Origin of the sequence: Campylobacter concisus (assembly GCF_003049065.1) — a bacterium.
GTDB classification, from domain to species: Bacteria; Campylobacterota; Campylobacteria; order Campylobacterales; family Campylobacteraceae; genus Campylobacter_A; species Campylobacter_A concisus_BE.
The window spans coordinates 1-23485 of record NZ_PISC01000012.1; the positions used below are offsets into that span (position 1 = coordinate 1).

The following is a 23485-nucleotide window of genomic DNA, read 5'->3' on the forward strand; positions in this document are numbered from 1 at the left end:
TATGCTCTCTAGACAGATAAGGATATGGTGAGCTAGAAATTTGCATTTTACTATCCTTAGTAAGTTTTAAACTACTCAACGATTTTTTAAAATTTATTTGAGTGAAATTTTCTTAGTTGGTAAATCGTCTTTTAAACAATTTAGTTTATATATAACTTTTTTCTACACAAAAGTCTTGCTGACAGAGCTTATCCTCTCACTCCAAGAATTTGCTAGAGAATTTATATCCTCTCTAGTTGGTTTAAATTTCTCATATTCTTTTGAAGTGACACTTTCTGCGCTAGTGTTCTTTGATCTTGCATACATTAAAAGGGTTAGCTCTTTAAGTCTTTCTTTGATGAGCGCTTTTATGCTCTCACTATCTTTACCCACTTTTTCAAAATCCACAAAATACTCTTTATGCTCTCCAGTGCTTGAGATATCATTTAAGGCAGCACTACTTAGCTTGGTCTTTGCACTATCACTTGGTAGCGGTCTAGAGCTGTGCAAAAATCCCATAAAAAGAGCCTCTTTGCTGTAGCCTTCATCTGCTTGATATACCGACATATCAGGGTTAAAACTAAACTCATCGCCTGCTTCGCTCATCGTGAAATCAACCTCTTTTACTATGAGCCTAACGCCTGCACTTGAAAGCTCTTTGCTAAGAGATTTAGCGCTATTTAGCTCATCAGTGCTAGAGTAGATGTTTGAGATAGTAGAGTTTGATAGATCTTTTAGCAAGTGTCCTTTGGCATCATAGCGAGTGCCTTTTGTGCTGTAACCTTTTGGCAGTTTGCCTATATCTGCAAGGGTGTAGCTCTTTTTATCATCGCCTAAAGCAGAGGTCATTTGATCAAATAGTCTGTAGTAGTGCTTTATGGTGTCGGCCATATCGATGTTATCAAAGATCTTTATCTGCTCGTCCTTGCTCTTGATGCGGTTTAGCACATGGTTTCGCTCGGCAAATCTACTAAGCTCATCAAGCGTGCTTTTATGGATTTTAAAGTCTTGTGGCAAGCCTGCTGTTTTATTAAAATCAGCCCCCATAAAGCCAGCTTTATCTACTGTGTAGCCATAAGCTTGGAGATTATTAAAATTTAATGAGCTGAGGCTATTTTGTGAAGAAGTGGTATAAGTAAATTTAGCTGGCTCTTGGCTTGGCTTGCTAATCTTTTCTTTGGCATTTTGCTTCAAAATATCACTAAAATTTGCAGACCTGTCTTGTTTGTGCTGTTGCTTAGTGTATGAATTTACATTTGTGCCTAAGATGCTAATATCATTCATGGTTTGCCTCCTAGCTAGTTTAAAGCAAAAGGTGTTCCAGCAAAATTTGATATTAAAAGAGTGCGGGGGAGATATGTCCTCCCCATAAAAAATGTTATTTATTTTTTATCTTCGGCTATTTCTTCGCAAGCTACTTTATAGCGGTATTTGCACGCTAGCTCTAGGTAGCTTTTTTGAGATGCCGCATCGTTTTTCTCGCCGTAAAAGTCGGCTAGTTTATAGCAAGCAAGACCAAATCTTTGCTCGCATGATTTTGCAAACAGTTCATTTGCTTTGCCTTGCATTTTTGGGTCATCTTCGTAGTATTCGCCAAGCTCAAAGCAAGCTTTTGGCGTGCCAAGATCGCATGATTTAGTTAGTGATTTTACGATCGTTTCATTGTCTTTTTTTGAGTTGATTGATTTTGAGTTTAGTAAAACTGCAAGTCTATAGCAACCCCTTTTATCGCCTAGATCACAAGCTTTTTGATAGTACATTGTGCCCTTATTTACATCTCGTCTGCTGTAAATTTTGCCCAATTTCAAACAATATGCAACTTCATTATTTGCGCATTTTTGCTCGATCCTAGCTATCTTTTCAGCTCTACCGCAACCCGAGATAAACAAGATCGCAACAGCGGTTAGAATAAAATTTTTAAACACATTTACTCCTTTATCGTTAAAAATTTATTTAATCGCATTATAAAATTATATAACTTAGATTAAAATTTAAAAAGGAGTAGAAAGGTAAATTTGCCCCAAGAGGGACAAATTTATAGATATAGCATCGTCCCAAGGCGGATCATATTTGAGCCACATTTTATCGCTAGCTCGAAGTCGCTACTCATGCCCATCGAGCAGATAGTTGCGCCTTTTGGCTTTAGGCTCTCGTAAATTTTATATGTTAGCTCAAAGCTCTTTTGCACCTCTTTTGGCTCATCTACATGCGCTCCGATACTCATCACACCTTTTAAATTTATATTTTTGCACTCGCTTTGGATGCGCTCATAAATTTCAGCCGCATTTGCGACGCTCACACCTTGTTTTGTATCTTCATCGGCCGAGTTTATCTGAAGTAGGGTGTCTAGCTTGTAGCTGAGCCTTTTATCGACCTCTAGGGCTCTTTCGAAGCTATCGCAGCTTTGCCAAAGCACTGGTTTTAGGCTTATCATTTGATTGATTTTATTGTTTTGCAGGCGGCCGATCATGTGCCATTTGATGTCAGTGAAATCTTGCAGCTCTAGCTCTTTTTTGGCTAGCTCCTGGACTCTATTTTCACCAAAATTTCTTTGCCCCTGTGCGTAAAGCTCCCTTACTTCAGTGCATGTCACATTTTTGCTAACGGCGATGAGCGTCACATCTTTGCTTAAACTTTCTATCTTTTCAAGTAGATCTTTTAAAACTATCATCATAAACCTCCGCTTAATCTCATAATGTCATTAAAGGTCGCGAGCACCATGATGCCAAGCAGCAGCGCCCAGCCACAGTAGGTAAGCGTAACAAGCACTCGCTCATTTATCTCGCGTCTAAAAATTAGTTCATAAATGTTAAATAAAATGTGCCCGCCATCAAGCGCAGGGATGGGAAAGAGGTTTAGTACGCCCAAATTTACAGAGATGAGCGCCACGATGGTTAGAAGCACGCTAAGGCTGATCTTAGCGGCCTTTGAAGTGACATCGGCGATCTGCACGATGCCTCCGACCTCTTTTAGTGGCACAGCTCCAACGACTAGCTTTTCAAAGCTTTTAAAGATGAGCTTTGAAGCCTCGATCGTCTCGCCAAAGGCAAATTTTAGGCTCTCTAAACCTGTGTGATAAATTTTCACCACTTCGCCATTTGGCTGGATGCCGATCAGTGGGCGCTGCACTTTTTCATTAAATAAATTTATCGTTTCGCCTATCTTTGGTGTTAAATTTATAGTCATTTGCGAGCCGTTGCGGTCTATCAAAATGGCGCTAGGTTCAAGCTTTACATTTTTGCTGATCTCGTCCCACTCGTTTATCTTGACACCATTTATCGCTAAAATTTTATCGTCTATTGCTATGCCAGCGCTTGCAGCTGCCGAGCCTTCAGCTATGTGGCCGACACTTGGCGCAAGCCTCTCAACACCGATAAATCCAAGCAAAATGTATATGAAAAATGCCAAGATAAAGTTAAAAAATGGCCCTGCAAAGAGGATGTAAATGCGCTTTATCGGACTTAGCACGTTGTAGCTGTCAGCGTCGTAGTTTTTGGCCTTTGGATCGGTGTCGTCTTGCCCTTTTAGCTGCACGTATCCGCCAAGTGGGATCGCGCTTAGGCAGTAGTCGGTGCCGCCAACGTTTTTGGTGTAAATTTTCTCGCCAAAGCCGATGCTAAAGGTATTTACTTTGACGCCAAGCGATCTTGCTACTAAAAAGTGACCAAGCTCGTGAAAAAATATGAGAAAACTAATGGCTAAAACGGTCACTAAAAAATAAAACGAATACGCATAAAGCCCAAGGCAAAGCAGGGCTAGCGTGAAGAGAATGCCTTTCAAAACTTACCTTTTTTTGAAAAATTGATGAGATTTTAGCCAAAATTTATAAATTTACTCTCAAATTTGCCTTGCCATCTAGGCGAAAATTTCTCTTAACCAAGAGAGTGTTTTGGCTCTATTTAGCCCTTTACTGAGACTAAAATAACTTTTATCTTTATCGTCTAGGTCAAATTTCAGATCAAAACGTGACTTTACTTGGTCAATAAATGGCTTTAAATTTAAAATATCAGGGTGGGGCAAAATATCATGTGGCAGCTCTTGCAAAAAGCTCATGCCCTCGTCGTTAAAATTTATTCTAGCCCTTGGCACAGCGTCGTTTCTAAGCTCTATTTCAAATGTGTGGTCATACACAAATGGCGCAAAAAGGCGAATTTCTAAGTGAAATTTACTGGCTAACTCCTCGTCACTTAAGCCTTGATTGCTAAACCAGTAGCCAAAATTTACAGCATTTAGCGAGATGTCAAAATCATAAGGATCAGCAGGGCTTACGCCTATGCGGCGCAAAAGCTCATATATAGGCAGTTTTACTTGCAAACCATCATAATAGTCATAAAGCTTTGCAAGTAGTGGATGCGAACGGCCAGCCCTTTCTTGCAAGCGTAAAATTTCAAAGATGTATCTATGCGCAAACGAGCGGTGCGATACCGAGCGAGTGGCCTGCGTGCTTAGATAGTCTAAAATGTTAGGGCTTTTTGAAAAGCTCATCGCACTCCAAATGCCACGCAAAGTCTCTACATCGTTATCAAACGTATCAAATTTATCTGAGTGCGTCTTGACGTATTCTAAAGCGCAGTTTAATAAAAATTCATTTAGCTCGGGACTGATCACACCGCCGATCTTTTCTAAATTTTTAGCATCGTGATAGAAATTTGTGTTGATGATCTTTTGATTTAGTTTTTTCGCTTGTTTTTGTAGGGTTGGCTCTAAATTTGCAGTGCCCTTTAAAATAATCTCTTGCAGGTCACAGCTCAAATTTAACTCTTTTTCATCGCTTTTACGTAGGCAAAGATGTACTCAAACCCAGAATAAAGCGTGAGTGCAACAGCTATCCAGAGCAAAAGCTTGCCACCAGGCCAGCTCATCAGTAAAAATCCAACCGCAAACATCTGCGAAACGGTCTTAACCTTGCCAGCCATCGAAGCTGCAACCTCTACGCCGTCACTTGCCATCACGACACGAAAGCCAGTTATAAAAAACTCTCTTACCAAGATAAGATAAACAGCCCAAGCACTCGCTCTACCAAGCATCATAAGGCCTAAAAATGCAGCTAAGATCAGCATCTTATCAGCTAGTGGGTCAAGGATCGCTCCAAGTTTGGTCTTTTGATCCCAGCTTCTAGCGATGTAGCCGTCAAAAAAGTCAGTCACCGAGGCGATCACAAAGATAAGGGCTGCGAAGTAGTTTATCCAGCTTATATGAATTTGCGTAAAAATTCCTGGCGCATTTACGAGCATAAAAAACATAAGCGGAGCTAGCAGTATCCTAAAAAATGCCAGTGAATTTGGTAAATTTAAGCTCACAAATATGCCTTTATGCCTAGAAATTTCACTCTCATTTAAAAGTCGTGCCACCATCTATTATAAATGTATGTCCAGTCACCCAGCTAGCCTTAGATGAGCATAAAAATAGACATGCTCCAGCTAGATCAGCAGGCTGTCCCATGCGGTTTAGCGGGCTAAGCTTTGCCGTCATATCACGCACCTCTTCGTAGTTTGTAAAGGCTCTTAGTGCGTCTGTCTCGATAGGGCCGCCGCTTACGACATTTACGCGGATGTTTTTCTCACCAAGCTCGGTAGCGGCGTATCTTGCCATCGCTTCAACGGCTGCTTTTGCTGTGCCGTGTCCTGCATAGTTTTCGATATAGACTAAATTTCCAGTTGAGCTTAGGCTGATGATACTGCCGCCACCCACTTTTTCCATGCGTTTTGCAGCCTCTTGTGCGCCCACGACAAAGGCATTTACGGTTGCTGTGAAGATATTATTTATACCTCTTGGTTTTAGCTTCATAAATTTAGTGTATCCACCAGCCACTGCGCGGCCTGAGATGATAGCGTTTGAGATGAAAAAATCAACCCTGTCAAAGTCCTCATCTATCTTTAAAAATAGCTCTTTATATGTTTCTGGCTCAAGGATGTTTAGCGCGTAGGCTCTAGCTTTTATCTTGTAGGTAGCCTCAAGCTCTTTTGCCTGCTCTTTGGCAAGCTCCTCGTTTGAGTTATAGGTAAATGCTATATTTACGCCAGCTTTTGCAAATTCTTCGACTATGGCTCTGCCGATGCCTCTAGTGCCGCCACTGATGACTAGCATTTTACCTTTAAATTCGTTTAGTGTGTCCTTCATTAAAATCCCTTTATTTCGTAATTTTTAATAACTTCTTCGATCTTTTTGAAATTTTCTTTGCTCGGTTTGCAAAGTGGCAAACGGTACTCCAAAGTGTCAATCAGCCCAGCTAGATACATAGCCGCTTTGATCGGTATCGGGTTGCTTTCGCAAAAGAGCGTTTTGTTTATCGTATAGAGGTTGTCATTTATCAGTTTTGCTTTTTTGTATTCTTCATTCATCGCAAGGTGAGTAAGCTGTGAAATTTGATCTGGCAAGAGGTTTGCAGTGACCGAGATGACGCCCTTTCCGCCGTATGATAGGATAGGGTAGTTTATCGCATCTTCGCCGCTAATGACTACTAAATCAGGCTCGTGAGCTAGCAGATCGACGCATCTATCGATGCTGCCTGTTGCCTCTTTGATGCCAAAAATATTTTTACAATCTTTAAAAAGTCTAAAAACGGTCGCCGGCAAGATATCTACGCCAACTCTGCCTGGGACGTTGTAAAGAAGCACTGGAATTTCTATGCTATTTGCGATAGCCTTGTAGTGCTCGTAAAGCCCTTCTTGCGTTGGTTTGTTGTAGTAAGGAGCGACTGATAGGATGCCGTGAGCGCCGTGAGCTTGAGCAAATTTAGCGATATCGATGGCCTCGTGAGTGGCGTTGCTGCCAGCACCAGCTAGCACCTTGACATTTGTGCCTTTACATGCATCTACTGCGATCTCGATGCAAATTCTATGCTCATCATGCGTTAGAGTTGCGCTCTCACCAGTTGTTCCCACTGGCACAACGACGTCTATGCCGTTTTTTATCTGTCTTTTTATCAGTTTTTCAAAACTGACTTCGTCTATTTTTTGGTTTTTAAATGGCGTAACTAGTGCTGTCATCGCACCTTGAAGCGAATTTTTCACGTCTATTCCTTTTTTAAGATTATTGTCGTGCTAGTTTTTTCATTGAAATATCTATTTGCTATCTCTTTTAAAAGCTTGGCATCTATCTTATCTATATTTTTTTCAAGCTCGTAAAGTGGCTTTATATCGCCTCTAGCAAGGTATGAGCCGTATAAATTTGCCACCTTGCTCGCGCTCTCAAATGAGTAGATAAAATCAGTTTTTATCAAATTTTTAACTCTTAAAACGTCCTCTTTGTCGATTGGCTTTCTCTTTAGATCATCTATGATCTTTAAAATTTCAGTCTCAACCGCGCTAGCCTCGACGTCTGGATTGCAAACTGCTAAAAATATAAATAAATTTTCATCAACGCAGCTCATATTATAAGCATAAATTTGATTTACAAGCATGAGCTCATCGACTAGGCGTTGTTGTAAAATGGAGCTTTTGCCAGTGGCTAGGTATTCACTTATCGCATTTAGCCCCACTTGATCGGCATGCCTAAAGTCTGGAATTTTATAAGCGATCGCTAGCATTTGCGTTTGGCTATCTTTGTAGATGATAGCTCTTTTTGCGCCGTCTTGCTCAGGCTCTTTGCAGTGTAGTTTTGGTATAGCTCTTTTATTTTTTATGCCGCTAAAGTTTTTCTTAGCTAGTTTAAATGCTTCGTCTTTGCCGATGTCGCCACTTATCATCAAAATGGCGTTTTTTGGCTGATAGTATGTGGCGTGAAATTCTTTTATATCAGCGATCTTCCAGTTTTCGATATCTTTTATGAAGCCTATTGGCGTCCAGTGGTATGAGTGGTAGATAAATGCGTGGTTGTAGAGCCTAAAGTAGAGATATCCCATAGGGTTGTTGTCTGTTCGCCACCTGCGCTCTTCGTGCACCACCTCGCGCTCTGGCTGAAATTCTTTATCTTTTAGGCTTAAATTTTTCATAAGCTCGGCAAAAAGCCCAAGCGTTTTGTCTAAATTTTCATTTGAGGCTTTTATAAAGTAGTGAGTGTAGTCAAAGCCCGTACTTGCGTTATTTACGCCGCCAAAACCCTTTACGATCTCATCAAACTCCCCAGCTCGTAAATTTTTGGTTGATTTGAAATTTAGATGCTCTAGCATGTGAGCGATGCCGCTTTTGCCCATCACTTCGTTTCTGGAGCCAACTTTATAAAAGACATCGACGCTTATCACCTTTGAGCCAGGATTTACTGGCACGTGATAAATTTCAAGTCCATTTTCTAGTTTAAATTTATTAAATTTTATCAATCTCTTGCCTTCTATTTTTTAACATTTGCGCCGACTGCTTCGCTGATAGAGGCAAAGCCATCTCTTTTTAAAAGCTCTAAAATTTCTAAATTTATATCTCTTGCGATCATCGGCCCTTTAAAAATAAAGCTTGTAAAAATTTGGACCAAATTTGCTCCCATTTTTATGCGCTCATAAGCCTCCGCACCGCTATCTATGCCGCCACACGCGATAAGCGTCGTTTTGCCATAAAGCTCATCAGCCACGGCTTTAAAGATATCTTTTGACTTTTTGGCGATCACCTTGCCGCTTAGTCCGCCAAAATCCTTTAAATTTGACGAGTGAGAGAGCGAGTAATCAACGCTTGTATTTGAAACGAGCACGCCACTAGCGCCATTTTCTACCGCACAGCTACAAAGCTTGATCGCATCTTCGTGGCTCATGTCAGGAGCTATTTTAAAGATGATCGGCTTTTTAGTTAGTGGCAAAATGACGCTAAAAAGCTCTTTTATGAAGCTCTCATCTTGCAGTGCTCTTAAATTTGGCGTGTTTGGCGATGAGACGTTTATGACAAATGTGTCGCAAATTTCACTAAATTCTCTTACTAAAATTTCATAGTCTTTTATCGCATCTTCGTTTGGTGTAACCTTGTTTTTACCGATGTTTGCCCAGATCGGTATGGTAAAAGGATATATCTTTTTTACTCTGTTTTTGATAGCCTCGCATCCTTCGTTGTTAAAGCCCATCGCATTTTGGATGCTCTCTTCGTCTATGAGCCTAAAAAGCCTTGGTTTTGCGTTGCCAGGTTGTGGTTTTGGTGTAAATGTGCCAAATTCTAAATGTCCAAATCCAAGAGCCGTTAGCGCTTCAAACATTGTGGCGTTTTTGTCAAAGCCACCAGCTATGCCAACTGGGTTGTGATAGGTGCTTGAGAATAAATTTTGTTTTAGCGCATTGTCATCAACCACGCATTTGTTTGCTAAAAAGCTTAACGAGCCAGGGAAGATTTTATTTGCCCCAACCATCGCTACTTCAGCGATCTTGTGGGCGGTTTCAGGATCAAATTTGAAAAATATAGATTTTAAAGTATTGTAGTTTAAGCTCATTTTAACCTCTTTAAAATGCCTAAAAATTTACGCAAATCTTAGCAAAAATCGCCTTAAACTAAGGCTTTGCCCTTAAGCCTTGCATAAATTTCATTTCTCTTGCTAAGCTCCTCGTCGCTTCCACTATCAATGATCTTGCCATCGCTTAAAACTGCGATCTTATCGGCATTTTCAACCGTGCTTAAGCGGTGAGCGATGACAAAGATGATCTTTTTGCTTCTTAGATTATTTATCGCTTTTGTGATCTCTTTTTCGCTCTCGTTATCAAGCGCTGAAGTAGCCTCGTCAAAGATGAGGATTTGTGGGTTTTGATAAAGCGCTCTAGCTATGGCGATGCGCTGTCTTTGACCGCCTGAGAGGTTGGTGCCAAATTCATTTAAGATAGTGTTTATGCCATCATCAAGCTTGCTTACAAACTCATAGGCATTGGCTAGTTTTAGTGCGTTTATCACGGCATCTTCGTTAAATTCTCTGCCGTAAGCTACGTTTTTAGCAACTGTGTCGTTAAAGATATAGACGCGCTGTGTTACAAGTCCGATATTTTGGCGAAGTGAGTGAATTTTGATATCTTTTAAATTTATGCCGTTTATCAAAATTTCTCCGCCATTTACGTCGTAAAATCTCATAAGTAAATTCATAAGCGAGCTTTTTCCGCCGCCACTTGAGCCAACAAGGGCTATAAATTCTGACTTATTTGCCTCTAAATTTATCCCTTTTAAGACCTCTTTGTCGCCGTAGCTTAGGCGGACGTCGTTAAATTTGATCAAATTTATCTCTTCGTTTAGCTCTTTTTGGCCATCTTTTATCTGGCTTACCTTATCCATCAAGAAAAAGGTCCTCTCGCTTGCTGCGATGGCGTCTTGCATCTTATTATAGATATTTACGATGCGTTTTAGCGGGGTGTAGAGCATGAAAAGCGCTGTTAGAAACGAGAAGAATGCCCCCATATTTATATGTCCGTCGATGACGTCTTTACCGCCTATGATGATGACCGCTGCCACGCCTATTGAGCCTATGGTCTCCATTAGCGGGCTTACTAGCTGCTCGATCTTAACGCTTTTTAAATTTAGCCTAAAAAATTTATTATTTTCATCAACAAAGCGTGAATGCTCGTATTCTTGGGCGTTATTTGCTTTGATTATCTCGATATTTGTAAAAATTTCACTAAGCGCAGAGGTGATGTCTGATGTTTTTTCTTGCGACTGCTTTGAAATTTTCTTCATCCTTTTAGCAAGGCGTGAGATCGGATAGATCGCCACTGGCATGACGACAAGGGCGAAAAATGCCAGCTTTGGACTTTGATAGACAACGACACAAAGAAGTCCGATGATGGTTATAAATTCCCTCGTAAGTTCAGGGATCATGCTTGATACTATCGATCTTATGCGGTCGATGTCGTTTGTTGTTCTGCTGATTAGCTCGCCGGTTCTAAATTCATTGAAAAAGTCCATATCTAAATTTAAAAGGTTTGCAACCATCTTTTCGCGAAATCTTCTAATCGTATCTTGTCCGATATATGCCGTAAAATAGGCCTGCATGAAGGTTCCGATGTTTTTTATCACGTAGATCGCGATGATGGCGCAAGGCAGTAAATAAAGTAGTTTTTCGTTTTTCTCAACGAAAATTTTATTTAGCACAGGCTCCACTAGATAGGCACTTACCGCCGTTCCACCACTGGCAAGCCCCATGCCGATAATGGCAAAAATAAAGTGTGGGATATAGTCTTTAAAATATGGACCAAAGCGTTTTAGCACATCTTTTAAGCCAAAATTATTCATTATTTCTCTCCCAAACTGCGCCATTTGGCGTATCCATGATAGAGATATTTATTTTTGCTAGCTCATCTCTTATCTCATCAGCCCTTGCGAAATTTCTCTCTTTTTTAGCTACCGCGCGCTCATCAAGAAGTTTTTGGATATGCTCTTTTTGCTCGTCACTTACGCCAAACTGAAAATACTCCACATAGTTTGTGATAGCAATGCCTAAAATTTCGCCTATGAGCTCTAAATTTGCCACCACTTCGGCTTTATAAGCTTTATCTTTTGGGTTGTTATCAAGTCTTTCATTTGCCGTTTTTACAAACTCATCAACGCTTGCAAGCGCCTTTGAAGCGTTTAGATCATCGCTTAGCGCCTCAAGTAGCTCATTTTTAAAGCTCTCATTTGCCACGCCTGCTTGCACGCCATCAACTCTTTTTTTGAGGCGGTAAATTTTGTCAAGTCTCTTTTTTGAAGCTACTAGATCTTCATCTGAATAGTTAAAATGAGCCCTATAATGGCTCGTAAGCAAGTAATATCTAAGCACTTCGCCATGAACGTTTTTTAGGGCGTCCTTTACGAAAAAGCTGTTGTTTAGGCTCTTGCTCATCTTTTCGTTATTTACTTTTATAAAGCCATTGTGCATCCAGTATTTGCTTAAATTTTTATGATAAGCACATCTGCACTGGCTTGCCTCGTTTTCGTGGTGCGGAAAGAGTAGGTCGATGCCGCCAGCGTGGATGTCGATCTCAAATTCCTCGTTCTCTTTATCGCCTAAAAACTCCCTTATCATCGCCACGCACTCGGTGTGCCAGCCAGGGCGACCCTTGCCAAATGGGCTCTCGTACCATTTCTCGTCAAATTTCCAAAGCACGAAGTCTTTCTCGTCTCTTTTCTCGCCAAAACTAGCCACTCTAGCGATTAGATCGGTGTTATTATCCTTGCCGCTAATGCTAAAATAGCCACTATCCTTGCTTGTATCAAAGTAAATTCCATCGCTCGTCTTATACGCCACACCTCTATCCATAAGCACCTTGATGTAGCTAATGATCGCCTCCAAGCACTGCGTAGCCTTTGGTTTAAAGTCTGGATCAAGCACGTTTAAAGCGCCCATGTCGCTCTCGTAGTGCGCTATATATTTGTTTGTGATCTCCTCTAGGCTTTGACCAGTTTGCGCCATTTTATTTAAAATTTTATCATCGATATCGGTGTAGTTTCTTGCAAATTTGACCTTGTAGCCAAGCGCTTTTAAGACCCTTCTTAAAAGATCAAAGCTAACGGCTGACTTTGCATGTCCCAAATGCGCGTCGTCATAGACCGTTGGACCACACAGATAGATGCTTGCCTCGCCATCTTTAATAGGGCTAAACTCAACCTTTTCTCTTTTAGAAGTATCAAAAATTCGCATTAAATATATCCTTTAAAAATGTTAAACCAAAATAGAGCAAAATCGCTAAAACAGCGATGGCGGCTATAAATTTAGGCTCGATTATAGCTAAAAATCGCTTAGCTCCAAAGGCTCTTATATATAAAATAAGCTGTAAAAATCCCCCAAGTGAGCTTGCAAATGCAAGGCCAGCTGCTCCAAATTTCTGCATCAAAATGACTGCTAGGATCAAATTTATCACAAGGCAGATGATAGAAATTTTGGCCGCCTCTTTTTGCTTCATATTTGCATAAAGCCAAAGTGAGAAAATTTTAGCCAGTCCAAATGGCGTAAGCCCCACCAAATAGGCACTTAGCACCTTGGCGCATTCAATGGTGTTTGCCCTTACGAAATTTCCTCTCTCAAACAAGAGCCAGATGATAAACTCACTTAGCACGACGCCTGTGATCGTGGCTGTTAGCAAGGCGCAAAGAAGCAGGTAAAAGCTCTTTTTCGTCCAAACTAGGGCGTTGGCTTCGTCTTTTTGCTTTAAAAGCCTAGTGATCTTAGGAAAGAGTGCCTGAGAGAGCGCGATCGCAAAGATGGCAAGTGGGAGCTGAAAAATTCTATTAGCATAAAAAAGATAGCTTATCGAGCCACTTACCAAAAAGCTAGCTAGCCAAGTGTCCATAAATGCGCTTATCTGCATCGCACTTGAGCCAAGTAAGCCGTGGTAGAAATTTATAAAAAAGCCTTTGCTTTGCGCTCTTTTGCCTTTAAAATATCCGCTTAGACCGCCCCAGAAAATTTTATTTAAGGCGTTAAATTTCATAGCGATTAGATGCACTAAAACCTGCAAAATACCGCCTGCAACGACGCCAAAGCTAAGATAAAGCGCAACCACACTCTCGCTCTTGCCACGAGCCAAAAGTAGTGAAGCGATCATGGCTAAATTTAGCAGCGCAGTAGAAAACGCAGTCGTCGCAAAGTGCCCTTTATACTGAAGCAGCGCACCCATAAAAGTGACGATATAAACAAGGGCTAGATAGTAGAAATTTATACGCACGAGTGGCATTGCGTCTGTGATATTTTGCTCGCTTAAACCGCTTGCGATGATCTTTATAAAGTAGGGCGTAAATAAATTTACAAGAAGCGTCAAAACGCCTATAAAAAGTAGAAATTTGATGAAAATTTCAGCTTGAAAGATCGCTTTTTTCTTGCTATTTGCAAAATTTGGCAAAAACGCCTGCGTAAAGGCGCCCTCGCCAAAGATGCGGCGAAATAAATTTGGTATCTTAAATGCTATAAAAAAGAGGTCGCTAAATATGCCAGCACCAAGGATAGAAGCCGTTAAAAGATCTCTTATAAGCCCTAAAATCCTTGAAGTCATGATGCCAACTGAGTTTGAAAAAAAGCCTTTTATAAACATCGCCCACCTAGTAAATTTAAAACGCAATAGTAACAAAAGATGCTTTAAAGCTTACATAACCCAAATTTAATAAAGTTTTAGAGATAATAAGAGCCAAAATTTTATGTGAAATGGATCAAATTTGAGCGAGAACGTGCAAGAAAACGAGAGATTTTTACCGCCAACGCAAATTCAAACTTCAACACCTTATCTATCGCTTAAAGAGCTAAGCAAACAATACAGCGTGCCGGTAGAATTTATAGATTACAAACTCTCAAATATCTTAACTTACTACAAAAATAAAGACAACGTCGAGCCAGTTTTTGTCCCTGAAGAAAATTTAAGCTTTTTTGATGACAACACATTTTATCTTGACGAGACGCTAGAGATCGAGCAGGTCTACGACGTGGAGTTTTTTGACGTTAGGCTAAATGCCACGCCAAAGCTACCAAAGATCGATATCGGCGTAAATTCAACCATAACAAAGGTCATCGCAAAGGTTAGAGCAAGCAAAGAGTGCGAATATGAGCAGCACTACGAAGATAAGCTTTATGAATACATCGCAAAGCAGCTTATGAAGGCTCAAATTTTAATAGGCATAAGGATCGGCAAGCTAAAAGAGGAGCTAAAACAAATCGCTTCGATAATCCACGTAAAAGGCGAGCTTGACAAGGACTACACGCTAAATTTAACCCAAGGCATCAACCCTAAAAAAGCGATCGATGCTAAGATCATCTACTACTACAAAGATAAGCTTGATGATATAAAAGAAGAAGATAAGGTTGATTACGCTGATAGGGGCTTTGTCTTTGGCGTGGCAAAAGATGAAGTGATAATGGAGGAGAAAAAGTCACACGAGGGCGCAAATGGACGCGATGTAAGAGGCAAGCTCATAGAGGTTGCAAAGCCAAAAGAAGAGAGCGAAAAAGAGATAAGCATAAGCGAAAATATCGAGCGCGTAGAAAATGATGAGAGCATAAAATATATCGCTAAAAAAGCAGGCTACGTGGTCGAGAAAAACGGCTCTTTTGATATAGAAGAGCGCATAGAGATAAATGAAGCAAATTTTAAAACGACTGGCTCTATCCAAGCAGGCACCGACACAAACGTCACTTTAGTAGTTCGTGAGACTGACACGATCAAAGATGCTATCGGCACTGGTATCATCGTAGAGGCTGATGAGATCGAGGTAAAAGGAAACGTCGGCGCAAACGCGATGGTCAAGGCAAATGATGTAAATATCGGCGGCCAAACTCACCAAAAGGCTAAAATTTACGCCAAACACGCCAAAATTTCTATCCACATCGGCAAGGTTGAGGCTGAAAGCGTTGAGATAGATAGGCTAGAAGGCGGTACCGTTATAGCAAAAAGAGTGAAGATAAATAGCGTAGTTGGTGGCTCGATAACGGCTCAAAATATCCAGATAGACACGCTTGGCTCAAACTGCACCATCACAGCCTCACACCTAATTGACGTTAGATATCTAAGAGGCACTGATAATAAATTTATAATTGACGCTAGCAAGATGCCTGAGAGTGCGGAGGCTACGCAAGATCAGCTAAGCAAGATAGAGAGCACCAAGTCTGAGCTAGCTACACTTCTAAAAAATATAGAGAGCAAGAAAAATGTTATCAACGAGAACAAAGACTCGATCTACACGATAAAAGCTAAGATCGAGGAGCTCTCAAAAGCAAAGGTGATACCGCCAGTTACATTTATGAAAAAGCTAAAAGAGTATCAAGGGCTCGTTAATGAGTATAACACCTTGCTTAGGATATTTAAAGAGAAAAAAGAGCTTTTGGCTGATCTAAAAGATGAGCTTGAGATCATGCAAAATGGCATATTCTCAGCCAAAGTGATAAACAGAGGAAACTGGATCGAGCTAAATGAGATAAGGTTTGTCATCGTTGATCCTCCGCAAAATGTCACCTACATCTCAAAACAAAACGAGACCGCCCATGTCATCACGCTAGATAAATTTGATAACGGCGGCGAGGTCGAATACAAGATCAAAAAGTCAAACAAACTTGAAGACTACGCGGATATAAATTTCATGGAACAAAAGGTTAAATGATGATAAAAGCAATCGAAGGCGTCGTTACAAAAAAAGAGCCTGCATTTGCCATACTTAAGACAAATAGCGGCGTAAGTTATGGGATTTTCATCTCGCTTTTTTGCTCAGCAAAACTTAGTAAAGGCGAAAAAACCGAGCTTGCCATAACGCAGATCATAAGAGAGGACGCAAATTTACTCTACGGCTTTTTAGACGCAAACGAGCAAAAGATGTTTGAAATGCTTATCAAGCTAAATGGCATCGGAGCTAGCACAGCGATGGCGGTTTGCTCAAGCCTTAGCTCGCAAGCATTTACAAATGCCATAATAAGCGGCGACGCGGACACTTTTAAAAGCGTGCCAGGCATCGGACCAAAGACAGCTAGGCGCATAATAGCCGAGCTAAGTGATGCTAAGCTTATAAGCGACGAGAGCGTGCCAAGCTACCAAAATGAGGCACTTTTGGCACTTGAGGCACTTGGTTTTAAGCGTGAGAAGATAGTGAAAATTTTGCCTGATTGTAAGAGTGAAAACACGAGCGATCTTATAAAAGAGGCACTTAAAAAACTAGGATAAGGATAAAAAAGATGAATTTAGGCGTGATATTTGGGGCAAAGAGTTTTGAGCATGAGATAAGCATAGTAAGCGCGATAGTTTTAAAAAACGTCCTAAAACAGGAGCTAAAATTTATATTTTGCGATGCAAATAGGGACTTTTACCTGATCGAAGAGAAAGATATGAGGGCAAATTTCTTTAGCTCTGGCAAATACAAAAACTCAAAGAAGCTATCTTTAGCAAAGGGCGGCTTTTACGCGCACTCGCTTTTTGGCGCAAACAAAGTTGAATGCGACGTCATTATAAATTTGATCCACGGCATGGACGGCGAAGATGGCAAGATAGCAGCACTTTTTGACTTTTACGGGGTCAAATACATAGGTCCAAGGCTTGAAGCAAGCGCGCTTAGCTACAACAAAGAGCTTACTAAATTTCTAGCGCAAAAGGCTGGTGTAAAGGCGCTTGATTACGAGATGCTAACTCGTCAAAGCGAGCCAAAATTTCACTATCCTATTATATTAAAGCCAGCAAGGCTAGGCAGCAGCATCGGCGTGAGCGTCGTGCATGACGATAGTGAGCTTGCCTACGCAAAAGACGTGGCGTTTGAATTTGACAAAGATGTTTTAGTAGAGCCCTTTATAAAAGGCGTCAAAGAGTACAACTTAGCTGGCTGCAAGATCAATGGAAAGATCAAATTTTCTATCGTTGAAGAGCCAAAAAAGAAAGAATTTCTTGACTACGAGCAAAAGTATCTTAGTTTTTCAAACGAAAACAAGGTAAAAGAGGCGGAAATTTCTGAAGAGCTAAAACAAAAGCTTAAATTTAACTTTTCTAAAATTTATGATTGTGGATTTGACGGAGCGATCATTAGATGCGACTTTTTTGTGATAGATGACGAGGTCTATCTAAACGAGATCAACCCAAACCCAGGCAGCCTTGCAAACTATCTATTTGAGGACTTTGAGAGCACGCTAAACGCCCTTGCAAACTCACTCCCAAAAGAGCGTGAGATAAAGATTGATTATAAATTTATAAACTCTATCACTTCGGTAAAAGGTAGCGGCAAGCTCTAGTTTATTTAGCGATATATAAAGTAGTTTGTGATATTTTACGTAAAATTTTACATAAAGAGCGACAATGGTAACTTTTACAAAAGATGAAATTTATACAGCAACCGAGGTGGTTAGAAATTTTAGCTCAGTCCTTTCACGTGTGGGAGCTAGCGAGCTAAAGCGCGCTGTCATCGTTAAAAACAATAAATTTGAAGCAGTCCTTTTAAATATGGAGGAGTATGAGCGCCTTTGCGAGGCTGTAAGCGTGCTTGAGAGCATTTACGCTGCTAAAAAGAGAGAAAATGATGGCGAGTAGGGCAGTCAAATACGGCTCAGACGAGTACGAGATCAGCTACGAAGTAGTAAATCCAAAATGCAAAAGAGTAGTGCTTTTCTTGCATGGCTGGGGCGCAAACAAAGAGATAATGAAAAAGGCTTTTGGGCACTATTTAAATGACTTTTGCCACGTATATATCGACATGCCAGGCTTTGGTAAAAGCTCTATTTTTAAGCCTTTAAGAACAAGTGACTACGCAAAAATCGTTGCAAATTTCTGTGACGAGCTACAAATAAAACCAGACATCATCGCAGGACATAGCTTTGGCGGCAAGGTCGCAACACTTCTAAAACCACCATATCTAGTGCTTTTAAGCTCAGCTGGCATAGTCGTCAAAAAGCCATTTATCGTGCGAGCAAAGATAGCGATATTTAAAATTTTAAAGATATTTGGCTTTGGTAAATTTTACAAACTCTTTGCTACAAAAGATGTGAGCGGCATGAGCAGAGTGATGTATGAAACCCTAAAAAACGTCGTTGATGAGGATTTTACAAAGCATTTTGCTGACTTTGGCGGCAGGGCTTTTATATTTTGGGGAGAAAATGACAAGGCAACGCCTGTAACAAGCGGCGAGAGCATAGATAGGCTTATCAAAAATAGCTCATTTTTCCCGCTTAGTGGCGATCACTTTTTCTTTTTGCTCCACGCTAAATTTATAAGTGACGAGATAGAAAAAGGGATAAATTTTGAGCCAAATGAAGCAAAAAATGTCGTGCTAGATGACGATGAGAGCGGGATCGAGGAGATAAGATGAGTATATTTTTAAGCATAAGCACAGTTTTATTTATCTTTGCGCTTGCTTTTTATGTGATCACTTGCTTTCAGTGGTTTTCATATAGGCTTGAGCGCGTGCTCTTTCACTTCACAAAGCCCGCTTGGCACGTCTTTTTCTTTATAGTGCCTTTGGTGCTATTTTACACGACTGGCAAGTGGTTTTTTATCTATTTTTACTTTGCGCTTTTGCCAGCTCTTTATCTGTGGCATAAAAAACTTGATAAAAAGCTAGTCTTTACTGGCAGGATCAAGCACTTTTTTGCCATCCTTGTTTGCGCTATCATCTTAAACTACGCTTTAAATTTCATCATCCACAAGGCGTTTTTGGCTCCTATGCCACTTTTTGTCTTGGTCGTGAGCCTATTTTTTAGTGAAATTTTAGAAAAGATCAAATTTCAAGGCTTTAAAAACAGGGCGCTTAAAAAACTTGGCGCAAACAAAGAGCTAAATATCATTTTAATCACCGCAAGCTACGGCAAAACGAGCATCAAAAATTTTCTCTTTGAAATTTTAAAAGATAGCTTTGTCTGCTACAAAACGCCTCGCAGCGTAAATACAATGGCTGGCATCATCAAAGATATAAACGAAAATTTAAGCGAGCAAACGCAAATTTACATCGCAGAAGCAGGCGCTAGGCTAAAGGGCGACATCCTAGAGATCACTAAATTTCTAAATCCACAAATCGTAATCGTTGGCGAGATCGGCGCGCAACACATTGAGTACTTTAAAACGCTTGATAACATCCGCGCGACAAAGCTCGAGGCGCTTCAAAGCGCTCGCTTGCAAAGGGCATTTTTACATAGCTCGACAAAAAAAGAGCCAAGCCAAAATTTAGAAATTTACGATGAGAACCTAAAAGATATAAACGCAAATTTAGATGGAATTTCATTTACGCTTGATGGCAAAAACTACGCCTCGCCGCTACTTGGCAAATTTAACGCTACAAATTTAGCCGTTTGCATAAAGGTGGCAAGATACCTAAAAATGAGCGATGAAGCGATAGACAGTGCGCTATCTAAGATGAAAAACGTCGAGCACCGTCTAAGCAAGATCGAGGCTGGTGGCAAGCTGATAATCGATGATAGCTTCAATGGAAATTTCTCAGGCATGAGCGCAAGCTACGAGCTAGTAAGCACCTACGCTGGTAGAAAAGTGCTGCTAACACCTGGCATCGTTGAGAGCGATGCCGAGCAAAATGCAAATTTAGCCAAGGTGATAAATGAAATTTTTGATCTCGTCATCATCACAAGCTCGCTAAACGCCCAAACTCTGCTAAAACACATCGTAAAGCCAAAGATCATCATCCTAAAGGACAAGAACAAAATGCAAGAAATTTTAGCCCAAAACACGCATGCTGGCGATCTTATACTATTTTCAAACGACGCACCGAGTTTTATATGAAAAAGATAGTTTTTTTAGCTCTAATCTTAAGCTTAGCCTCGGGCTTTGACATCGATGACTATGACAGGGGCAATGAGGCTAGAAGCGCCGGAGACTACGCAACTGCGTATGAAATTTTTTACGATGGTTGCGAGCAAAAAGATGTGCTTTCGTGCGAAGCTTTAGGCGATATGTTTGTAAATGAAGAGATAAACGAGCAGATGGATAGTGATCTAAAAAAGCACTCAAATATCGAGCTTGGCGTGAGCTATTTTATGAAAAGCTGCGACCTTGGCTATCAAAACGCTTGTGATGACGTTATGAGCCTAAAAGACGATCTAAACATCACCTTGCCATCTGGCGTATACGAAAATGCTAAGGCTAGGTATGATGAGCTTTTTGAAGAGTTTAAAGAGCAAGAGGCAAATAAGACTATGGAAAATTTAGAAGAGCAAAAGGCAAAAAAATAGTCAAATTTGACTTTGCGAGCAGGTTAAATTTCATATCAAATTTAAAATTTAAATTTGCAGCCTTTTTTGAAAGCGGCTAATACAAAATAGGCATAAAGACAAGCCACATTTTGCGTTAAAACTACGCACTTTTTATATAAGCAGGGTTAAATTTATACCGCAGGACAAAGTATTATTTAGGATTGCTCGTCTATGGCTTTTAAAATTTTTTCTAAATTTTGCTTTCTCACGGCACTGCTGGTTATAAAAAGATCGACAAACCACCAAATGGTTATGACAATGCCCAAGATACCAGCTATAAAGGTATTTACTCCGATTAGTTTAAAGGCATTTTGCAGATCTTCATTTGTGGAGGCGTTTGCAACTGCGTCAAGTGTCGCGCTGGTTATGACTATAAAAAGGATCATATGGGCTAGAAAAAGGGCTAGTTTTAGCACTCCAAGCCAAATTTGCCTCGTTATAAAGTTGAGAGTGTATAGGCGTTTGCCTTTGGATTGCTTGGGCTTTAAGCTAAATTTGCCCAGTTTTACGCTAAGCGCACCAAAGATGAAGCTCTCTAATCCAAAAGACAAAGTAAATTTAAGATCGCCTATCTATCTTTTGTGCTAGCTCATCAAGCTTTTTGTTGTCAAGTGTGCCAAATTCCTCTGTCATTTTAGCAGAGTGGCAAAGTCCTTTGACAACTTGTCTTACAATAACAAAATGATAAATTTGAGTTTTTTCGCTATTGATGTATAAAATTTGATTTAAATTTACTCATTTGCCAGATCCTCAGCCACTTTTGCAGCGAGTTTTAGCTTGTCACTATCAAAGTGCGTGTAAATTCGCGAGGTATTTAGGCTTGCATGTCCAAGGGCTTCTTGCACTAGCACGAGGTCTTTTTGCTTTTTATAAAGCATAGTTGCAAAGGTGTGGCGCAGCATGTGAGCGCCGTTTTTCTCTTTTCTGATGCCTGCTTTAAATAAAATTTGCTCCACGATACGGCTAACATAAGCCTGCGTGAGCCTTGTGCCTTTTTTATTTATAAAAAGGTAGCCCTCTTTGTTGATGTAGTTTATGGCGATTGCGTTTAGATGAGCTTCGATTAGGTGGCGCTTTATCATTACGATGCGGTATTTGTTGCCTTTGCCACGGATCCTAATGATAAAAAGATCGCCATCTTCGGTGATATCTTTTCTCTTTAAATTTAGCGCCTCGCTCACACGAATGCCAGTAAAGATGATGATTTTTATGATGAGCTTGTTGCGGTTTGAGTTTTGCTTAAAGTCGCTCTCCTCGATCGCTTCAAGAAATTTCTTGACCTCCTCTTCGCCCATAAACTCAGGCAGCTTTTGACCTTTGTTACCACTAACGCCGCCCCAGTTTTTTAAATTTATATCAAAAACATGAGCCTTGCCGTCCTCTTCGTTTTGCTTGTCTAAAAAGGCAAAGAAATTTATCACTGAAATTCGGTAGTTTTTCTTGCTCGCATCACTTAGTCCGCCAGTTGTGCTAGCTAAAATTTCACTTAGCAGCTCTTCATCGATCTGCTTTAGGCTGCTAAGCTCATAAAATTTCATCGTCTCATATATCTTTTTAAGCGGGTTAAAGTAGGTATTTATGCCAGTTAGCCCTGCATTTCTTGCGCTTTTTACCAGCCCATCAAGCTGCCCTATGTTTTTTATCTCGCGGCTTAGGGCGAAATTTACACTTGCAAGCGCCTTTGGGTCTCTTAGCTCCTTGTTTGAAAGCGAGCTAAGTTTAAATTTGACATATCTTGTGAGCCAAAAGATAAATGAGCTCTCAAAACTATCTTTGCAGTCAAGTGGAAATTTCATGCTTAAAGCGTTCTCTCTTTTATCACTCTGGCTGTCTCTATGGCGATCTCAAGCTCTTCGTTGGTTGGGATGATGAGCGTTTTTATCTTAGCGCCGTCTTCATCTATGCACCTCTCGCCTCGCTTGTCAGAGAAATTTAGCTCGTGGTTGATGTGGATGCCAAGATGCTTTAGGTCATCACAAATTTTTTGCCTTGTATTTGGCGCATTTTCGCCGATACCGCCGGTAAATATAAGAGCATCAACACGCCCTAAAATGGCGTAGTATGAGCCGATATACTTTTTCACTCGGTAGCAAAACATCTCAAACGCAAGCTTTGCGCGCTCGTCGTCTTGCATCTTAGCTACGACCTCTCTCATGTCGCTTGAGCCACAAATTCCAAAAAGTCCGCTTTTTTTGTTTAAGAAGTTATCGATCTCGTTCCACTTTAAAACGCCGATATTTAGCAGATAGATGACTACGGCTGGGTCCATATCGCCGCTTCTTGTGCCCATTATGAGCCCTTCAAGTGGGCTAAGACCCATTGAAGTGTCGATGCTTTTGCCATTTTGCACCGCACAAGCTGAGGCGCCGTTGCCTAAGTGAAGCGAGATAGCGTTAAATTTATCAAACTCTATGCCAAGCATTTTGGCAGCTTGCTTGCAGACATATCTGTGTGAAGTGCCGTGAAAGCCGTATTTTCTGATGTGATGGGTCTTGCAAACGTCGTATGGTAGGGCGTAGCGGTAGGCGTACTCTGGCATGCTTTGATGAAACACAGTGTCAAAAACGACCACGTGAGGCACATTTTTGCTCTCTTTCATCGCGTTTTTGATGCCAGCAAGGTGCCCTGGGTTGTGAAGTGGGGCAAGTGGGCTTATCTCCTCGATCTTTTTGATGACGCTCTCATCAACGATCATCGAACTAAAAAAGCTCTCGCCGCCATGCACTATCCTGTGTCCGATGCCGTCAAGCTCGCTTAGATCGTGCAGTGTATGCGAGGTGGTAAAGAGCTCGTTCATCACCTCAAGTCCGTCGTGGTGGTCTTTTATAAAGCGTTTTATCTCATAAACTTCGCCATTTGCCTTTAGCACCGCCCTTGAGCTAGAGCTGCCGATTTGCTCGACTAGACCGCTTGCTAGGCTTGTTTTTGTCTGCATTTCAAAAAGTTGAAATTTTATCGAGCTGCTACCTGAGTTTAAAACTAAAATTCTCAT

Annotated in this window: 23 protein-coding genes; 7 read left to right on the plus strand and 16 right to left on the minus strand. The window is 40.7% G+C overall.

Annotation, left to right across the window (positions count from 1 at the left end; translation table 11 throughout):
• Positions 1 to 162: 162 nt before the first annotated feature.
• The 13 genes from CVS81_RS08890 to murJ all read right to left on the minus strand — a co-directional run bounded on the left by CVS81_RS08890 (position 163) and on the right by murJ (position 13873).
• Positions 163 to 1263 (minus strand): Cj0814 family flagellar-dependent secreted protein, encoded by a 1101-nt coding sequence (locus CVS81_RS08890; RefSeq protein ID WP_234399551.1) that lies wholly within the window; start codon positions 1261 to 1263, stop codon positions 163 to 165.
• Between the two features lie 98 nt (positions 1264 to 1361).
• Positions 1362 to 1904 (minus strand): tetratricopeptide repeat protein, encoded by a 543-nt coding sequence (locus tag CVS81_RS08895; RefSeq protein ID WP_087583297.1) that lies wholly within the window; start codon positions 1902 to 1904, stop codon positions 1362 to 1364.
• 110 nt (positions 1905 to 2014) lie between these two features.
• On the minus strand, positions 2015 to 2650 hold the full coding sequence (locus CVS81_RS08900; RefSeq protein ID WP_107965769.1) for a YggS family pyridoxal phosphate-dependent enzyme: 636 nt from the start codon (positions 2648 to 2650) through the stop codon (positions 2015 to 2017).
• Positions 2650 to 3759 (minus strand): RIP metalloprotease RseP, encoded by a 1110-nt coding sequence (gene rseP, locus CVS81_RS08905; RefSeq protein WP_107965741.1) that lies wholly within the window; start codon positions 3757 to 3759, stop codon positions 2650 to 2652. The genes CVS81_RS08900 and rseP overlap by 1 nt, the downstream gene beginning before the upstream one ends.
• Positions 3760 to 3834: 75 nt before the next feature.
• The gene (locus CVS81_RS08910; RefSeq protein WP_107965742.1) at positions 3835 to 4731 is read right to left on the minus strand and encodes a hypothetical protein; all 897 of its coding nucleotides are present in this window, start codon (positions 4729 to 4731) and stop codon (positions 3835 to 3837) included.
• Positions 4732 to 4733: 2 nt separating this feature from the next.
• Positions 4734 to 5279: a CDP-diacylglycerol--glycerol-3-phosphate 3-phosphatidyltransferase gene (gene pgsA, locus CVS81_RS08915; RefSeq protein ID WP_107965770.1), complete on the minus strand. Its 546-nt coding sequence runs from the start codon at positions 5277 to 5279 to the stop codon at positions 4734 to 4736.
• A gap of 31 nt (positions 5280 to 5310) precedes the next feature.
• Positions 5311 to 6099 carry an enoyl-ACP reductase gene (locus CVS81_RS08920; protein ID WP_107965743.1) on the minus strand — a complete coding sequence of 263 codons (789 nt, stop codon included), beginning with the start codon at positions 6097 to 6099 and terminating at the stop codon, positions 5311 to 5313.
• Positions 6099 to 6968, minus strand: coding sequence for a 4-hydroxy-tetrahydrodipicolinate synthase (gene dapA, locus CVS81_RS08925; protein ID WP_196779711.1), 870 nt, complete (start codon positions 6966 to 6968; stop codon positions 6099 to 6101). Before dapA ends, CVS81_RS08920 begins: the two co-directional genes overlap by 1 nt.
• Positions 6969 to 6994: 26 nt before the next feature.
• Entirely contained in the window at positions 6995 to 8236 is a 1242-nt protein-coding gene (locus CVS81_RS08930) for a M16 family metallopeptidase (RefSeq protein ID WP_107965744.1), read from the minus strand.
• An 11-nt stretch (positions 8237 to 8247) separates the two neighbouring features.
• On the minus strand, positions 8248 to 9321 hold the full coding sequence (locus tag CVS81_RS08935) for a quinone-dependent dihydroorotate dehydrogenase (protein WP_103565681.1): 1074 nt from the start codon (positions 9319 to 9321) through the stop codon (positions 8248 to 8250).
• A 53-nt stretch (positions 9322 to 9374) separates the two neighbouring features.
• Positions 9375 to 11099: an ABC transporter ATP-binding protein gene (locus CVS81_RS08940; protein ID WP_107965745.1), complete on the minus strand. Its 1725-nt coding sequence runs from the start codon at positions 11097 to 11099 to the stop codon at positions 9375 to 9377.
• On the minus strand, positions 11092 to 12486 hold the full coding sequence (cysS, locus tag CVS81_RS08945) for a cysteine--tRNA ligase (protein WP_107965746.1): 1395 nt from the start codon (positions 12484 to 12486) through the stop codon (positions 11092 to 11094). Before cysS ends, CVS81_RS08940 begins: the two co-directional genes overlap by 8 nt.
• Positions 12473 to 13873 carry a murein biosynthesis integral membrane protein MurJ gene (gene murJ, locus CVS81_RS08950; protein WP_107965747.1) on the minus strand — a complete coding sequence of 467 codons (1401 nt, stop codon included), beginning with the start codon at positions 13871 to 13873 and terminating at the stop codon, positions 12473 to 12475. The genes cysS and murJ overlap by 14 nt, the downstream gene beginning before the upstream one ends.
• Positions 13874 to 13994: 121 nt before the next feature.
• Here murJ and CVS81_RS08955 point away from each other — a divergent pair, with 121 nt between their 5' ends.
• The 7 genes from CVS81_RS08955 to CVS81_RS08985 all read left to right on the plus strand — a co-directional run bounded on the left by CVS81_RS08955 (position 13995) and on the right by CVS81_RS08985 (position 20472).
• The gene (locus tag CVS81_RS08955) at positions 13995 to 15926 is read left to right on the plus strand and encodes a flagellar assembly protein A (protein ID WP_107945135.1); all 1932 of its coding nucleotides are present in this window, start codon (positions 13995 to 13997) and stop codon (positions 15924 to 15926) included.
• Positions 15926 to 16480 carry a Holliday junction branch migration protein RuvA gene (gene ruvA / locus CVS81_RS08960; RefSeq protein ID WP_103612063.1) on the plus strand — a complete coding sequence of 185 codons (555 nt, stop codon included), beginning with the start codon at positions 15926 to 15928 and terminating at the stop codon, positions 16478 to 16480. Before CVS81_RS08955 ends, ruvA begins: the two co-directional genes overlap by 1 nt.
• Positions 16481 to 16491: 11 nt before the next feature.
• Entirely contained in the window at positions 16492 to 17532 is a 1041-nt protein-coding gene (locus CVS81_RS08965) for a D-alanine--D-alanine ligase (RefSeq protein WP_107965748.1), read from the plus strand.
• A 64-nt stretch (positions 17533 to 17596) separates the two neighbouring features.
• Positions 17597 to 17827, plus strand: a complete 231-nt coding sequence (locus CVS81_RS08970) for a type II toxin-antitoxin system Phd/YefM family antitoxin (RefSeq protein ID WP_002942153.1) — start codon at positions 17597 to 17599, stop codon at positions 17825 to 17827.
• The gene (locus CVS81_RS08975) at positions 17817 to 18602 is read left to right on the plus strand and encodes an alpha/beta fold hydrolase (protein WP_107965771.1); all 786 of its coding nucleotides are present in this window, start codon (positions 17817 to 17819) and stop codon (positions 18600 to 18602) included. Before CVS81_RS08970 ends, CVS81_RS08975 begins: the two co-directional genes overlap by 11 nt.
• Positions 18599 to 20023 carry a Mur ligase family protein gene (locus CVS81_RS08980; RefSeq protein ID WP_107965749.1) on the plus strand — a complete coding sequence of 475 codons (1425 nt, stop codon included), beginning with the start codon at positions 18599 to 18601 and terminating at the stop codon, positions 20021 to 20023. The genes CVS81_RS08975 and CVS81_RS08980 overlap by 4 nt, the downstream gene beginning before the upstream one ends.
• Positions 20020 to 20472, plus strand: coding sequence for a hypothetical protein (locus tag CVS81_RS08985; protein ID WP_107965750.1), 453 nt, complete (start codon positions 20020 to 20022; stop codon positions 20470 to 20472). The genes CVS81_RS08980 and CVS81_RS08985 overlap by 4 nt, the downstream gene beginning before the upstream one ends.
• A 176-nt stretch (positions 20473 to 20648) precedes the next feature.
• Here CVS81_RS08985 and CVS81_RS09800 read toward each other — a convergent pair whose 3' ends face one another.
• From CVS81_RS09800 to CVS81_RS09000, 3 genes are all read right to left on the minus strand, one after another.
• A complete protein-coding gene (locus tag CVS81_RS09800) occupies positions 20649 to 20879 on the minus strand; it encodes a hypothetical protein (RefSeq protein ID WP_159070979.1) in 231 nt (76 codons plus the stop codon).
• Between the two features lie 345 nt (positions 20880 to 21224).
• Positions 21225 to 22289, minus strand: coding sequence for a tyrosine-type recombinase/integrase (locus tag CVS81_RS08995; RefSeq protein ID WP_107965752.1), 1065 nt, complete (start codon positions 22287 to 22289; stop codon positions 21225 to 21227).
• Between the two features lie 2 nt (positions 22290 to 22291).
• On the minus strand, positions 22292 to 23485 hold the full coding sequence (locus tag CVS81_RS09000) for an acetate kinase (protein ID WP_107965753.1): 1194 nt from the start codon (positions 23483 to 23485) through the stop codon (positions 22292 to 22294).